This is a genomic window from Micromonospora qiuiae (assembly GCF_016863555.1).
GTDB lineage: Bacteria > Actinomycetota > Actinomycetes > Mycobacteriales > Micromonosporaceae > Micromonospora > Micromonospora qiuiae.
Map to the genome: position 1 here is coordinate 83,226 of NZ_BOPC01000004.1, position 15,468 is coordinate 98,693.

The following is a 15,468-nucleotide window of genomic DNA, read 5'->3' on the forward strand; positions in this document are numbered from 1 at the left end:
CAGCCGCAGCAAACATCGGTCGGCTCCTGCAAGGCACTATCGCGGGCATCTTGCCTGCTTGCAGGTATCGTTCGCGGTCACACCTCTCAATCTCGTCTGCTCAACGGGTCCGACGGCGGTGACGTCGCACGTAGGTGAAGCCATCGGGGAGGGGACGATCCACGACCCTCGCGGCGCGCATCGCCTCGCGGTGCGCCTCGATCTGTTCCGGCGAGGCATGTGCTCCTGCCGGAAGCCTCCGGACGAAGCCGTCCACCCAATGGTCACGACGTGACGCTGACCCGTCCTTCCTCTGCTTCTGAGTCGAAGCGAGGTCCACCACAGTGGGGGTGAAGCGCAAAAGTCCGGCCCGCTGCTGGCCAGCACGCGGCGGGAAGCTGGGCAGCCCGCTCCGGTCCAGGCTTCCTCGCACGCGCACGACACGCCGATCTCGGATCAGATCCCGCACAGCTGAGGGGATTCGACTGGCGCGGTGCGCCGGCAGGCCAAGCTCCAAACAGTTGCTCACCAAAGCCGCCTCGGCCAAGGTCGCACTCCCGTCGGAGCTGAGGTGGCCCAGCTTTCGGAGCGTACGCAGGACCCATCCGGTATCGGAAAGGTCGGGGGTCCCACTCTCCTGGTCCGCGCCCGGCGCGTTCTCCCGGACCACCATCCGGATGTCATAGCGATGTCGATAGGTGAGGTCATCGAGGCGCTGCGGCCGCGGCAAAAGATCCGTGGAGGCCAGGAAAAGCTCGTCCTCGGGACACCACCTCAGAAAAATCAGGGTCCCGGGTAGAAGGTCCTGCGGCCAACTCACTCCATGCAGCTCCCACCGATCGCCAAGGCGCCTGACTTCAGCGTTGCTCTCCGTCTGCCTGGCATGGTCCGCCTCACCGAGGTGGTCGACACGCATGCGGATACGTTTGCGGTCGGTTGGAGGTGCCGTCAGCCCATCGGGAAGGGCACACCACCTACCGGCGATCTGCGCCCGCCCCACCGCGATCGCCCATCGGATTTCTCCGGCGTCGGTGTTGCCGAGAGTCCGCTGAGCTGCCCCTATCTGTTGTGGCGGCTGTGGAGCAGCCGCCTCCGCCAGCGCGCGAAGCTCGTCAGAGATCTGGTCGGCCAACAACTTCACCGTCTGAGCACCGCGAGACTCCCGCCTTGACCGAAGGACGGCAAATCCCAGTCGCCGCGCCGCCGCCGGGCCCGCATGCGGCTCGGGACAGTTGTCCGCAGAGACGAACACCTTGCCGGGGCGGGGAATCAGCGACCGTAGCAGGTCACGGGTGCGTTCCGAGACGGCGAATCCAAGCGCCTCAGGCACCAGTCGCTTGTCTAGGACGAATCTCAGCACGGATACGGCTCGCTGGTCACGACAGATGACGTACACGCTGGTCAGCTCGCCGCCGAGGTCGAGAACGGTGCGACAGGCCGCGTGTAGCCACGCGTCATGGGCGTTGACGGCTCGGTCGACTCCGGTTCCCACTTCACCGTGCTCGGTCACCCAGGCGAACCCAAACCGTCCTGCGTCGCTGTACGAGATGTCCACCACGCCGACTACGCGTGCAACCTCTATCGGCACCTGCTTGCGCAGCTCAGGACAGATGAAGGTGAGTTCAAGGGCGCCCTGCTGCAAAGCCGCTCGTGCCTCGCCGGTGGAGGGTTCCGGGGTCTCCTCGGCAGCGATGCTCCGTGCCGTTGACTCTCGGCTCTCGGACTGGGTGTTCCCGGGTAGGTCCAGCGGCTGCAGTCGGGAACGCACAACACGCGCTATCAACGAGGCACAGTCGGCGTGACGCTCCCCACGGGACCGCTTCGGACAGCTATTTCGGTGTTCTTCGAGCGCACGGTCAACCTGCCGCGCCAGGGCGGGGTCGCTTTCTCGCACGGCCATCTGGGCCTCGGCCGCAGCGTCGACACGAGCTTTCGGCACATTGCGCGCTCGGTGAGTTTGGCTCGCCTGAGCGCGCAGATCTGCCACAACAAGCTGGGCTTCCAGGCATCGCGTGCTGCCCCGGGCATACGCTTCGCCGGCACGACGCAGGCGCGGCACAACGCCCTCGCCTCGCCCACCGGACAGGTCGGTTTCCAGTGACTGGCGGGCGCGCACGAGTTCCGTCACGATTTCTTCCGTACACTCCGCCCACTGTTCGGCCACTGCGGGATGCGCCATCGCCTGGTCACACTCCCATCGGTTGACCTCGGCCACGGCTTCACGCGTGAAGTCGGCCCGGTCCAGCTTCCTTAGGCGCTTGACTTCGGCCGGCAGCTCAACGGCGCGCTTCTCAGCCATTTGCAGCCACATCCAGACATCGGCAGTCGGAGGCTGAAGTGCATCGACCCGCATTCCTCTGCGACGCAGCGCCTTCGCGAAGGCTTTGTCGAAGGCGTGCGGTGCGACCTCACGAATGACTGCCGCCTCGACCTGTTCCTTGAACGAACCATCGGATGCCTGCTGAATCCGGGCATGGCAGGCAGCACGGAAGGCGTGGACCGCTTCTTCCCGGCGGAGCGCCAACTCTTCGCGCGTCACGGCCAACTCCTCGGCGGTGGCGCTGCCGTTCACTTGCGCCATCCGGACCTCGACGTCCACAAGCAACTCCGCGTACCTGATCGCGGCGATGGAGGACGGCTCGCCGGCACGTCGGCGATGAAGCTCACGCTCCGATGGGGAGAGCTGTTTTCCCTCGGCGATGGAGCGATGCAGGGCAGCGAGCCAGACCATGTCCCGGGGTAGCGGACTAGCGCTCCGATGTGTCTCCGGCTGCGCCTGCCCAGCGGGCTTTGCGGACGACGGCGTCGGGATCGTGCGGAGTTGGGGTGCTACCTGCTGCCGGTAACAACCGTTGCACAGCAGACGGGACCAGTCGCCCGAGACCGTCACGACGGAGGTGGACATGTTGGTACGACGACAGGTCGCGCAACGGAATGTCAGCGGCTTGTTGAGGGTGTACCGCTGCAGATTGCCGAGCGCGGGGTGGACTTTTCTGATCTGGTACCCGGAGGGGGGTCGTGATGTCATCCTGCCTTCCTCGGCAACGAGACTACTCACGTACGGGTCTCCCTGAGCCGCCCTCAAGCGGAGGGCGGTTCGGGTGCCTACTCGGGCTTCTCGTCGTCGCTGCGCCAACGGAGCGCTCGCTCAGCTATCAGGCCGGAGAGCCTGCCCGTCGCCGATGCGGCTCGGTCGAAGGTCTCGTTCCCGAAGCGTCTGGCGGTACCGACGCCATCCGCTCCTGTCTCGAGTGCCTTGTCCATCACCTCCTTGGCCGCATCCGTCCATCGTCTCGCCTCCGACGACTGTCGAGCACCCTCGATCCCCAGCCGCCCGTGGAAGTCCACGATGGCGACCGAGACATGGTTGCTCGACTGCACCACAGCCGGGGAGTCCATCGGGTGCAGCAGCACCTCTGCATTGGCGAGATCCGCAGCCGCATTCATGCGGTCCATCAGGCGCTCGGTGCATCGTGCGATGAGTTCCAGCCGGTTCTTCCGGGCAGTCTTCAGGCCAAGGCGATGCCCGTCCAACTCTTCTGGCGAGGCGTCCAGCACCCGGTCGAGTTCAAGCACGGCGATGGCGTCCTGCAGTTGGAAGCAGCGAGCCAGCACAGCGAGCCACTCCTGTGCCTTCGACTCTGCGTCCTTGGCCGCCTTGGCGAGATCACCGATGCTGGACTTGCGCTCCAACTTTTCCGCGAGCGCGTCGAGTTGCCGCAACGCGTACGCCTGAGTTTCTGCGATCGTCGCCGGTGCACCCTGCACCTTCGACCACGTGATCTCGTCGACCCGGCCCCTCGCGTCTCGAATGGTCATCGACTCCTCGATGACGAAGCCCACTCCGATCATGCGGGCCAACACCGCGTCCTTCTGGGCGCGGAGCACATCGTCGACCTTCTCGTCGATCGCGGCGAGATAGTCGGTGATCTCCTCCATGGTCTGCCGCATCGCCAGCTGCGCCATGATTCCCGCAGCACCAGCCAGCATCGCCGGGTTGCCCGCAACCGATCGGGGCCCCTTCGCGATCTGGAGCCATGACTTGATCGAGCCCGGCTCCCCCACCATGGCATGGCTGACGCCCGGAGTCTTGCTCGGCATCAGCCCGAATTTGTCCACAAGCTGCGCGGACTCCTTGGTCAGCTGCACCCAGCGGCCCGACTTGGCGGCAATGTCGGACCCTGCCTGCGCGGCCGTCGACCCGGCCTTGAGGACAGCGCTGAGCCGAGGCAGGCCAAGGTCCTTCGACGGCAGCCCCTCCGAGACGAGGAAATGTTCGACAGTCATCGGATCCCCGATGACCGCGAACCCATCACCGTCACTGATCAGGTGAACCTCATTGCCCATCGTCGCCTCCTGAACTGTGGGCAGGGCAGACAGCTACGCCCGCTGCTCTGATCACTGCTTCGCCTTGCGGCCGCGGTTGGTCTTCGGGGGGCGCCACGACGTCAGGGCGTCGTCGGTGAGGTGCAGGCGGTTGGTGGTTTCGGCGAGGAAGCCGGCGTAGATGTCGGCCGGCGAGGCACCCCACTCCGGGTCGAACTCGCCGTGCCACTGGCGTACCCAGGGAAGGATCTCGCGCAACCCCGCGACCAGCGGAAGCAGCCGGTCGGCGACCCAGCCGTCCTCCTGCTCGCGTGCCACGATCAGGGTGGCGAGGGCCTGGGCCTGCTCGCGGTGGTCCCAGCCGGCCCAGCCGATCAGCAGCGACGGGTCACCGTCGCGGCTGGCACCCGGGTACGACACGAAGCGTTCCTTGGGCACGTCGAGCTTGCCCCGATGCTTCCAGTAGCTGGCCTTGGCGAAGTCCGCCGAGGTGTACTTCGGCGGCACCGGGATCTGCTTGCGGAACTCCCGCTTCGCCGCCTCGTCGGGCAGCGCGTCCTCGGCCCGTTGCAGGTCCCACACCTGCTCCCAGTCGGCCCGCTTGGTCAGGCCGGACTCCTTGTAGCGCAGCGCCGCCAGGTGCGGCACGTGCTCGTCGGCGACCAGGTCGGCGATCACCTTGCCGAGATCCTGACCGGGCGCAAAGATGCCGGCGACGGTGAGCACGTCGGCGTCGCGGCGCAGCTCGTCGGCGAGCTGGGCGGTGGTCAGCGGACGCGGCTGCTCCAGGCCGTCGACGTGGTGGTACCACAGCTCCCGCGCCTCGCACCGGTCCAGCAGCCAGTCCCGCAGCGCCTTACGCTGCATCGCCTCCCACCCGTCGGTGGCCCACCGCCGCTTGCACTCCGGCCGCTCGATCAGCCCGATGTTGCGGTTGCCCTCGATGACCGCGATCCGCCGCTCCACGATTGCCCGGTACTCATCCGACCAGTGCCCCGGCAACTCCGTGATCGGCGTCGACCCGTGCCGCGCGAACCACTGCGTCTCCAGCCCCTCGTCGCGCATCTTCCGAGCGAGCACGATCTCGAACGCCCGCTCCCCCAGCTTCAACTCCGGCACCGAGCCGGCCGAGGCGGTCAACTCCTCGTCCAGCAGCCCGTAGAGCGAGTAGACCTGCCAGTCCAACTCCTCCTGCAACGCGATCATCCGCGCCCGCACCGAGTGCCACTCCCGCTCCGCGGCGTAGAGCCGCTCGCGGGTAGGCACCCCAGACCCCGCCACCGCCGCCGGACTCACCGCAGCAAGCCGCTGCGCCAGCCCGTCAATTTCCCGGCTCAATCCAAGCGGGTACGCCGAAGGCAGCGGAAATTCCTGCAGCTTGGTACCGGTGAACTCGTAGAACTTTTCCCAATCCTCGCTAGCGATCCCACCACCGATTCCCCCGTTCCCTCGATCGAAGCTAACCCGCTTTATCCAGAAGCATGCGGTCGAACTGTTGAGCAATCCGAGGAGCCGCAGGTGCTCGTCTTCCGAAGTCCCGTTCGGCAACTTGATCACGGGTGCAGTCTGTTTGAAGACCTTCCCACCCCGGTCTAAAACAAAGTGGTTGTGTGTCGAAACGAACGCAAACGCGATCGACAACGGCGTGCGGTAACGCTCCGCAAAGAACATTGAATACTCGAACCACTGTAATCCACGAGCAAGCTGATCGCTGCCGTAGGCGACTCGGTTCACGAGGATTCGCCGAAGCGGCCAGAGCGCGGATCGCACGATTGGGTGCGCTCGTGCCGTAAGGCTCTGCTCGTCATAGGGCCAGATCGACTCGATTGGCTCGCTTATCGCCCAGTCTCTTGTAACGTCGCCTTCAACGATTGGACGACGGTTCCCTTCGGGCACCTCACGCCGCCGAAGGTAGCCATCTCCCACCATGTAGGCGTTGTCCTCGCGGGTGACAGCTCCGAAACCGATCTCACGAGTCTCTGCGCGGAGGGCACGAGTTCCGGCGGCCTCGACGGCTGCTTGAAGATCGCCGGCACCTCCACCCCCGAGGCTCCAGGGGTGCGTGTTCAGGTGGACGCGGTCGATGTCAACGACGCTGATCCACTGGCTTTCTGAGCCAGGATCGCCGACTTGACCGACGATGGCCTGCCAGACGTGGCCCCTGCGCGGATCGGTCGGTGCGCTGGGCTCGCCGCGGATACCCATGACGGTGCGGATGGTGCCCGCCCGGCCTCGGTTGGTGTTGCGGCCCACCAAGATGACGGTCGGGGTGCCATGGCCCGGGATGTACGCGCCGGAGGTATCGATGACATGGGTCAGATTGACGTCGACAGCGAACAGCTTCTCAATCATCCGCTTGCCAAACTCGCGCTTAGTGAATGAGTTGGCGGTGACTTGCCCGACGTGCCCCGCGCCCTTCCCAGTACCGTCACCGGGCTTGGCGAGTTGGAAGAACCGCTGGGCGAACGGCACCGACAATGCGTATTCCCGGTAGCAGGTGTCGTACATGTCGCGGTAGGCCTCGTTGAGGCCTTTGTCCTTTACTGTAATGTAGGGCGGGTTGCCGACGACGACGTGAAAGCTTCCGGGGCTGAGAATGGCCGGGTGTTCCTGCACATCCTCGGTCGCGTAGGCGAACTCCGTCATGGGGTCCTCGCCGAACAGCATGGCCTGTCGCCGCTTGATCAGTGAGTCACCGACCGCCAGGTGCATTGGAAAGACGTACCCAGCCGAGTCGGCGAGGGTCTTGACACCAGCCTCCTGAAGGGCGGCTACCAGGAGGCGGAAGCGTGCGATGGCTACGGCGAAGGGGTTGATGTCGACACCGTGGACGGCGTCGAGGGCGAGGCGTACCCGCTCGTGAGGGTCGCGGTTGGGGGCGTGCTGCTCCCACTCGTTCAGCAGGCGGTGGAAGGCGCCGAGGACAAAGTGCCCCGAGCCGCAGGTCGGGTCGATCATTTTGACCACGTCGTGGCCGAACTCTTCGATCGCCGGAGTCAGCGTCAGGTCGAGGATGAACTCCTCGACGAACTCCGGCGTCTGGAGCAGAGCGTAGGTCTTGCGGGCCGCTTCGGAGAGGTCCTGATAGAGGTCGCCAAGGAAGCGGGTGTCCCACAACTCGTCGCGGAACTTGTGCACCAGGTCGCCCTGCTCGGTGCGCCGACGCCAGAAGGCGATCAGTTCCTTGGCTGCGTCATGCGAGAGCGGGATCTGGTAGAGCGGGTTGTGCCGCTTGTCGAAGAGTGACCTACCGGCCTGGGTGCTGGCGATGGCCTCGAAGCCCTGGTGCAGCCAGTCGCGCAGGGTCTTGTCGGGGTGGTCGCGGAAGAACTGCGCCTCGGCCTCCTCGGCGAGGACCAGGCGGTCCCCCGGGCCGGCGAGGTAGGGGTCGGGCAGCAGGCCGTTGTCCTCGCAGAAGCGTACGAAGACGGTGCCGAGCACCCAGGCGACAGCGACCTGAGTCACCCGCTCGTCGCGCCAGGCTGTCCAGGTGGCGGCGGTACGCCCGACCTTGAAGGCGCGGTCGTACTCGCCACGCAGCTTGGCGCGCACCTCCTCGACCGTCTCGGCCTGCTCCCGCAGGTCCTTCTCCAGGTTCTTGACCTGCTTCTGCAGGTCGGACAAGAGCAGCTTCCGGTCGATCACCCGAAGACTCTAGCCGTCCCGCTCAGGCGACGCAGGTATCCGTAAGGGCCGTTTCCGTCGCCGGGTCGCTACCTATGGCTCCCGCATCCAGGTCTTCGGATCGGTGACAAAGATGCCCTTGCCCTGGTGCCGCCGGATCACCCGAAGCGCTTCGAGGCGAACGTAGACCATCTGGATGGTCGATGAGCTGACCCCGAAGCGGTCGCTCATGTCGGCGATCGAGGGCAACTTCTCCCCCGGCTCGACTCTCCCGCTCCGCACGTCGCTAACGATCTCGTCAGAGATCCGGATGTAGTCCGGTGTCTGTGGCATGGCACTCCTCGCGTGGCACGCCAATTTGATCACGACACGCGCTCGCCAGACAACTCAGCGTTGCACAGACTCCACTTAGGCATATATGGTTGATCGGAAGCCGATCCTCGCGTGGCAACGAGTTCGGCTCATCCCCTGGTCGGGGCGGGTGTGTGTGCCCGTCCCGACCGATCGGACTGCTCTGTGGTCGTACCGCTGATTGGAGCTGCGGCGGCAGAGCGGGCGGGCCGTGCGGACGCCGGCCACGCACGGCCCGCCCTTCCACCCATCGAGCCTTCGCTCCCGGCTGCACCGGAAAGGATCGACGTGGCCCAGGTGTACCGAGGTGGCCACCTCTACGGGACCGGCCACCCGGCCCGGCTGACCCCGCACGAGGCCCGGACCCGCACGTTCGCGCCGCGTCGGCGCGGCGTCGACCCCCATGAGGTACGCCAGTTCCAGGCGCTGGTCGCCGACGAGCTGGCCGATCTGCACAAACAGGTTCGCCAGCTCGCCGACGAGAACGAGCGGCTCAAGCGGGCGCTGCGTGACTGGCAGGCCATGCACGCCCGCGACTGCCCACCGCGCAACTCCGGCCACTGGTGACCGCGCGCCCCTCCCCCGGCGACCTGCTGATCGTCGACCGCAGCGCCTCGGTGCAGTTCGCCGGGGACCGCGCGCTGGCCTTCCGCGTGGTGTCGGTGTCCGACCGACCGACGTACCACGGCTGGATCTGGCTGACCGGCTACGTGCTCAACCACCGAGGCGAGGCGATCGACAAACGCGAGATCTACGTCCAGCTCGCCGGCCTCCGGCACAACACCGGACCGTCAATCACACCGCCTCGCCCGTTGACCGGCTCTTCACCTCGACTGCCAACCAACGAAACGTCCCGTGGTCGCCATCGAGCTGGGAGTACTCCTGCCAGGCGAGCGGATAACTGCCGGCGAGCTGGCGCTCATTAGCTGCGAACCAGCTTCCTTCCGTCCCCCATCGCAGGATCCCGGTGAGCGTCCGGCCTTCGTGGATGCGGAACTCCTGATCCCGGGTACGCCGAGCGGTGACGGCGGGGCTCCAGAGCCGGCGATCGTTCGACAGTATGAGAGCGAGGCCGTTCATCGTTTCGTTGGCAAGACAGAACCGTTCCAGCCGGGCGATGTCGAAGACGAAGCCTTGCCGAGCCAGGTCGGTTGCCTCGTGTGTACGCAGGTGGAACGGTTCGTTCGTGCTCGGATCGGCGCCGTCCCAGCGCCGAGTGAAATACTTGAACTCGACCGCCGTCCGGCGCCCGTCGGCTCCAAGGCACAGGAGATCGAGATACTCGCGACCGCCCTGTGGCACCTCAAGCCGAACGCTGACAGACGGCGCCAGCGTGTGCAGAGCCCACGCGAACGCGTGCTGGAAGTCGGCCTCGGAGTGAAAGACGGGCCGCACGGCAGACAATTCATTCATGACGGCAGCGAGCTTGATCGAACCTGCGATCTCCATTCCGGCACCGTGCCACATCAGCCGGCTGTCAGGCGTCCGGCTGAAGGCCGGTGAGTGAAGTCCGGTCGGTCATCCCCAAAAGATCGCCATGGGATCAGAGTCGAGTTCCGCGAGGAGTACTCCGATGTCGGCGGTCGCCGGTGCCCGGTCGTAGCGGTGGAAGCGCATGTTGCGGTCCCGCCAGTAGAGGGTCCAGACACCAGTCGACTTGAGGTAGCGCAGCCGTGCCACGGGCAGTGCGCTCCAGTCCGCTCCGGGCTCTGCCCGCCATGCTGGCCGACGCTCCAGCACGGTCAGGTGGCGAGGTGCCTCCTCGCACTCGATGCGTACCTGGTCGCGGACCTGGGCCGGAACGCGCTGCTCGCACCAGCGGCGTACCTGGGCGACATCCGCCTCGGGAAGGCTCGACGAGGTTGGCGTCATGAGACCGCCGCCGTGCTGCGGTGGGCGTTGGCGACCCAGGCGTCGGGAAGGGCGATCCACTCGTTGTCGCCCACCCGCACCACCGCACCGTCCAGTTTGGGCAGCAGTGCCGGGTCCTCCATCGGGCAGAGCAGCCACAGGTCACCGGCACCGCTCCGCGCCGCCTCCGCCAACTCGTAGAGCCGCTCCATCGCCCGGTACCGCACCAGCACCGCCGCATCGTGCAGCAGCAGTGGCGCGTCGCCGGGCGACAGTGCGGCACGCAGCGACGGCGCGGCCCGCTCCCACGCCTGCTCGACGTACTCGCCCAGCTTGATGGCCGCACGGGAGCCGGCGGGAGCGACGTCCGCGCCGAGCACCGTCTCCCAGGTCGGCTTCGGGCGGCCGTCTACCAGGGCGTGCAGCTCGCGCAGGAACACCGACGCGACGTTGACCGGGCGGGCGTCGAAGCGGCGGACCAGTTCCTCCTGCGCAAACCGGTACCGGGACAGCCGTACCGTCAACGCCCGGAATCCGCCCGCGGACCGCGCCCCGGTCAGCCGCTCCTCGGTGCGCATCGCCGCGGCCAGCTCGGGCGACTCGGCGGTCCACCGGCTCGGCGCGCTGGTCGCCGACGGGCGGCGCTGCAGGATCGACATCGACGACGAGCCGGCGCGGGGCGGCGGCGGGACGTACCGGTCGCGGTCCCAGCGCAGATCGAAGCCGGCCTCGGCGAGCAGCCGGTCCAGCTTCGGGCGCGGCGGGAGCGACTCCAACTCGGGGAAGCGTGCGGCGACCCGCTGGGCGACCTGCTCCGGGGTGAGGCCGCGCCGTCCCTCGGGGGTGCTCGCCGGGGGCACCACGCCGGCCTGCGCGAGCCGCAGTGCCCGCACCGGGTCGAGGTCGCACGGGTACAGCTCCAGCCGCGCGGTGGCGGCGGCCCGCTCCGAGGCGACCGCGGCGAGCAGCACCCGACGCCGGTCGTCGATAGCCTCCGCGGCGCCGCCGGGCACGGTGACGGTCGCGAGGGTACGCAGCACCGTCGCCGGGCTGGGCAGCACCTCGCTGGCCGCCAGCTTGTCGGCGGCCTTGCCGAGCGCGTCGGCGTAGTCGAGCAGGGCCGGCGCGGCCGGGGTGTCCGGGGCGTCGTCTTCGCCGGCCTCCAGCGCCACGAGCAGCCGGTCCCCGCGCGAGTTCGGCTTCCCCTCGACGTCGGCGCGTCCGTGCCGGCGCAGCAGCAAACGCGGCTCGTCGGCGAGCGCGTCGATTTCCACGGCGGCCCGCACCGCGGCGACCGCGACCGCCATCCGCAGCTCGTCCCCGGTGCGGACCGACCCGCGGCTGGTCAACAGGGCCGTGGCCAACTCGCCCACGCCCATCACCCGGCCGCCGTCGCGCAACAGCTCGATGATCTGGGTACGCACACTGCCGACGACCGGCAGGTCGTGCCAGCGTTTACGCTGCTTGCCGAGGATCTGCGCGATCCGGCCGGAGGTCACGCCGACGGCGACGGCGACCTGCGGCTGCTGCGGCCAGAGTTGCAGCGGCGGCAGGTTGCCGGCGTCGTCGGGCAGGTTCAGCAGCAGGCGGGTGGCCTCCACCTCGGCGGCGTTACGGCCGGTCTTCGCCGGGACGAGCAGGGTGGCGATCGCGTCGAGGCCGACGCGTACCAGATCAGTGTCGCCGGTGTCGGCGGCGGTCTCGGTGGCGACCTCGGCGGTGGCCTCCTTGCGGGCGGTGGCCGAGCTGGGGATGGTTTCCCGCTCCCCCAGCCGGGTGCGCCACTCCTTGACCCGGCGTTGCAACTCCTGCCGGGTCCGCGCACCGAGTCCGGGCAAGTGTGCCAGCTTGTTGGCGACTGTCAGCAGTTCCCCGACGGTGGTGGCCTCCAGCCGGTGCGCGGCCGACACGGCGCGCGGGGTGAGGCCCGCGGCCTCCAGTGCGGTGGCCCGGGTCGCCTTGCCGGCGGCCTCGTCGCGGGCCGCCTCGGCGGCCTTCTCGTCGGGCTCGTCGTGGGTGATCTCCGGGTGGTCGGTGCCGACCGGGGTGCTGGCGTCGGAGCGGCGGAACACCTGCTGCCAGGCGTCGCGCATGTCCTTGAGCGAGGCGAAGCGCTGGCGGTGGTCGCGGTGCAGGGCCTGGTGGAAGAAGTCCACCAGCTCGTCTCGGATCGCCGGGTCGAACGCCTCCACGGCCAGCACCGGCGGGCCCTCAGTCAGCTGCGGCTCGGTGCCTCCGTCGCCCCAGACCGGCAGCTCTCCGGAGGCCATCTCGTGCAGGGTGACCGCGAGTGCGTACCACTCGGCGTGCTTGTCGTAGCTGGGCCGGTTGACGCTGCCGAGGAAGGGGTCGAGGTAGCGCTGCGTGCCGGCGCTGATCTCCTTGACCGAGACGCCGGCCAGGGAGAAGTCGAAGAGCACCAGCTGCCGGGTCCGGTTCGGGCGGATTCGGATGGCGATGTTGTCCGGCTTGATGTCGCGGTGGTAGACGCCCTCCCCCTCCAGGTAGTCCAGCGCGCCGAACAGGTAGTCGCTGTAGGTTTCCAGCTCGTCGACGGTCAAGCGGCCGTCGTCGCGCAGCTTGCGGGCGAGCGTCAGCTCGCCCGCGTGCTCCAGCACCACGATGGTGCGGTTGCCGATCCGCAGCGGCTCGGGCCGGGCCAGCCGGATCACCCGGGAGTCGGTCAGCGGCGCCAGCACCCGGGCCTCGTGGGCGAGCCGAGCGGCCTTCTCATCGGAGAGGCCGACCTTGAGCACCTCGTCCTTGCCGGTGCGCTCGTTGTGCGCCAGGAACGCCCGGCAGGTCGACCCGGTGCCGAGGCGGCGCTTGACGGTCCACTCGCCGACCCGCTCGCCGCCGCGCGCCTCCAGCGGATCCACCGGCTCCGGCTCCGGGTGCTCCGATGTGGTCGACGGTGGCGCGGTGAGCTCGTTCTCGACCTCTTCGAGCATCTCGACGAAGTCGGCGACGGTGGTGAGGCGCTGCGCCGGGATCGGCGCGGTGGCCGCCTGGATCAGCTCGTCGGCAAAGTCGGAGATGCCGTCGGCGGCCGCGGAGGCCCGCAGGCCGTTGTCCCGGGCCAGCCGGGCGAGCAACTCGGCGCGCTTCGCGGCCGGCGGCTGGTTGGTGAAGATCAGATATGCCAGCGCCCCGAGACCGAAGACATCCATCGCGACCGGATCCGGTCGCGGCGTCGTCAGTTCCGGAGCAAGGTACGCCTCGGCGGAACGCTCGATGTGCGAGGCCGCGTGCGTGGAGAGCGTCAGCGGATCACCGCTGCTCGCTCCGGCGGTGTCGGCGGCGCGGGTCGCCGTCTGCCAGTCGCTGATCTGCAACTGCGGGGTGAGCCACGCCTCCTCCTCGGTGCCGCCCCGCCTCCTGGGTCCGGGACCGACCAGGACGCTGCGCGCCGAGAGTGCACAGTGGTGCAGCCGGCGGCGGTGGGCGTACGCGACGGCCTCGGAAAGTTGCCGGATCATCGCGAGCCGGCTGAGCGCGTCGAGGCGGGGGCCGTATTGGGCCAGGTAGTGGTCCAGCCGCACCGAGCGGGGGTCATGCCGGAAGATCAGGGCAGGGCCCGCCTCGTGTGACTCCATCGAGTCGACCCGCACGATGCCCGGGTGGTTGATGTTGTGCAGAGCGAGCATCTCGCGCTTGGCGGCACGTTCGATGCTGGCCCGCTCCGTCTGCACCGCGTTGCGCTCGACGAGGTAGATGCGGATCCGCCGGTGCTCGCGCTCCAACTCGCGGTGGCGGGCGTGGTGGTCCTGCCACGTCGGGCCCAGGTCGAACGGCCGGCTCTCCAGCTCCCACGACCCGATCTGGTAGTGCTTACGGCTGCGGGCGATGCCGACGGCGTGCAGAAGGTCCGGCAGCGCGGCCGACATCTGCATTGTCACCCGGTGTTTCTCGTCCTGCGGCGGGCGCTGCAGCAGCGAGCCGATGGCCGGCAGCGGCCCCGGCTGGTGCCCAGGCGCCAGCTCCGGACCGTAGACCCCGTGCAAGTGGTGCTCGGAGAGTTCGACCCGTAGTCCGGGCTTGGAGAGGAAGACCGCCGCCTGCACGAACGGGAGCTTGACCGGGGCACCTCTGCGCCGGCCGGCGGCGGCTTGGAGCAGCGACTTGAGTTTCTTGGCCTTCAGATCGGCCAGGTGCAGGGGATTGTCGAAGACCCGCGTGCTGCCGTGGTGCGACAGGATCCAGTTGGAGCCGCTGGAGGCGAGCCGCCCGTTCAGGCTCTTGATCTCGATGAGGTAGAGCCCGCCCGGGGCAGCCACCAGCAGATCGACCTCGTGCGGATGGCCGGTCTGCGCAGTGAAGGTGAAGTTCGACCAGGCACGATAGGGCTCGGTGTCCGGCAACAGTGCCTGGACGTAGGCCAGCGCCTCCCGTTCGTGCGCGAACTGCGACGGGGTGATCGTCGTCCACCGGCCCTCCTGCATGTGCCAGATCCTATGCGGCGCGATCGAGCAGCCGGCACACCCGTGACCTGGCATCCTCGCCGAATGGAGACGACGGGTGGCGGACAGCGGGGCCTCGGGTGGGGGTGGGCGTGGGGTATAAGGGGTGGGTGAAACTGCCGTCTTATCTGGCCAGCATGCCGATGCATGCGATCACCGAAATGTACGGCGAGGTCGGGCTGCGGGAGCGGTTCCGGCTGGAGAGCGCGGTGTTCGACGCCGAGGGGCGGCGCCGGTTGGGTGAGGCGCTGGAGTTGGCGGCCACGCTGCACCACGCGGACCGGCGCTCGCGGGAGCCGTACCTCAACCATCTGCTCCGGGTGTCGATCCGGATGATGCATTACTACCGGGTGCGCGACGTCGACGTGATCGTGGCCGGGCTGCTGCACGACGCCGTCGAGGACCACCCGGCCGAGTTGGCCGGCGACCCCTGCGCGCCCGACCCGACCGATGCAGCGTTGGCGGTGCTCGCCGACCGGTTCGGCCCGAGGGTGGCGCGGCTGGTGGCGGCGGTCACCAACCCGCCCTGGGATCCGGGACGCGACCGCTACGAGCAGTACCACGAACACCTCGCCACGAGCCTCGACCGGGAACCGTGGGCGCGGGTCATCAAGGTCTCCGACTTCACGGACAACGGCGTGGGCGTGATCCACTCCGTGGGCCCGAAGGTCGAGTCGTCGGCCCGCAAGTACCGCCCCCTGGTGCCGCTCTTCCGGGACCTGGTCACCCGCGTCGACACTCCGCTGTCCGCGCCGGTGCGACAGCACATCCTCGACCAGCTCGACCTGGCCGAGGAACGCTTCAGCGCCATCCTCGACCAACCCGCCCACCCCATCTGACGCCCTGAGTCCCGCCTCGCCCGAGTCGAGGCGGGGCC

General features: G+C 68.2%; 9 protein-coding genes. 2 read left to right on the forward strand and 7 right to left on the reverse strand.

Annotation, left to right across the window (positions count from 1 at the left end):
* Window positions 1-100 precede the first annotated feature (100 nt).
* The 4 genes from Vqi01_RS01520 to Vqi01_RS01535 form a co-directional block, all read right to left on the reverse strand.
* Entirely contained in the window at window positions 101-3,037 is a 2,937-nt protein-coding gene (locus Vqi01_RS01520; protein ID WP_204032228.1) for a hypothetical protein, read from the reverse strand.
* Between the two features lie 47 nt (window positions 3,038-3,084).
* Window positions 3,085-4,326, reverse strand: coding sequence for a hypothetical protein (locus Vqi01_RS01525; protein WP_204032230.1), 1,242 nt, complete (start codon window positions 4,324-4,326; stop codon window positions 3,085-3,087).
* A gap of 51 nt (window positions 4,327-4,377) precedes the next feature.
* Complete coding sequence (gene pglX / locus Vqi01_RS01530; protein WP_204032238.1) at window positions 4,378-7,950, reverse strand: BREX-2 system adenine-specific DNA-methyltransferase PglX; 3,573 nt, start codon at window positions 7,948-7,950, stop codon at window positions 4,378-4,380.
* A 72-nt stretch (window positions 7,951-8,022) separates the two neighbouring features.
* Window positions 8,023-8,262 carry a winged helix-turn-helix domain-containing protein gene (locus Vqi01_RS01535; RefSeq protein ID WP_204032240.1) on the reverse strand — a complete coding sequence of 80 codons (240 nt, stop codon included), beginning with the start codon at window positions 8,260-8,262 and terminating at the stop codon, window positions 8,023-8,025.
* A gap of 306 nt (window positions 8,263-8,568) precedes the next feature.
* Here Vqi01_RS01535 and Vqi01_RS01540 point away from each other — a divergent pair, with 306 nt between their 5' ends.
* Window positions 8,569-8,847: a DivIVA domain-containing protein gene (locus tag Vqi01_RS01540; RefSeq protein ID WP_239098105.1), complete on the forward strand. Its 279-nt coding sequence runs from the start codon at window positions 8,569-8,571 to the stop codon at window positions 8,845-8,847.
* A 228-nt stretch (window positions 8,848-9,075) separates the two neighbouring features.
* Here Vqi01_RS01540 and Vqi01_RS01545 read toward each other — a convergent pair whose 3' ends face one another.
* The 3 genes from Vqi01_RS01545 to pglW all read right to left on the reverse strand — a co-directional run bounded on the left by Vqi01_RS01545 (window position 9,076) and on the right by pglW (window position 14,573).
* Window positions 9,076-9,729, reverse strand: coding sequence for a hypothetical protein (locus tag Vqi01_RS01545; protein WP_204032242.1), 654 nt, complete (start codon window positions 9,727-9,729; stop codon window positions 9,076-9,078).
* Window positions 9,730-9,798: 69 nt separating this feature from the next.
* Complete coding sequence (locus Vqi01_RS01550) at window positions 9,799-10,152, reverse strand: DUF3024 domain-containing protein (RefSeq protein WP_204032244.1); 354 nt, start codon at window positions 10,150-10,152, stop codon at window positions 9,799-9,801.
* On the reverse strand, window positions 10,149-14,573 hold the full coding sequence (gene pglW, locus Vqi01_RS01555) for a BREX system serine/threonine kinase PglW (RefSeq protein WP_204032246.1): 4,425 nt from the start codon (window positions 14,571-14,573) through the stop codon (window positions 10,149-10,151). Before pglW ends, Vqi01_RS01550 begins: the two co-directional genes overlap by 4 nt.
* Window positions 14,574-14,701: 128 nt before the next feature.
* Between pglW and Vqi01_RS01560 the strand changes: the two genes are divergently transcribed.
* Window positions 14,702-15,430, forward strand: coding sequence for an HD domain-containing protein (locus tag Vqi01_RS01560; protein WP_204032248.1), 729 nt, complete (start codon window positions 14,702-14,704; stop codon window positions 15,428-15,430).
* The last annotated feature ends 38 nt before the right edge of the window (window positions 15,431-15,468 follow it).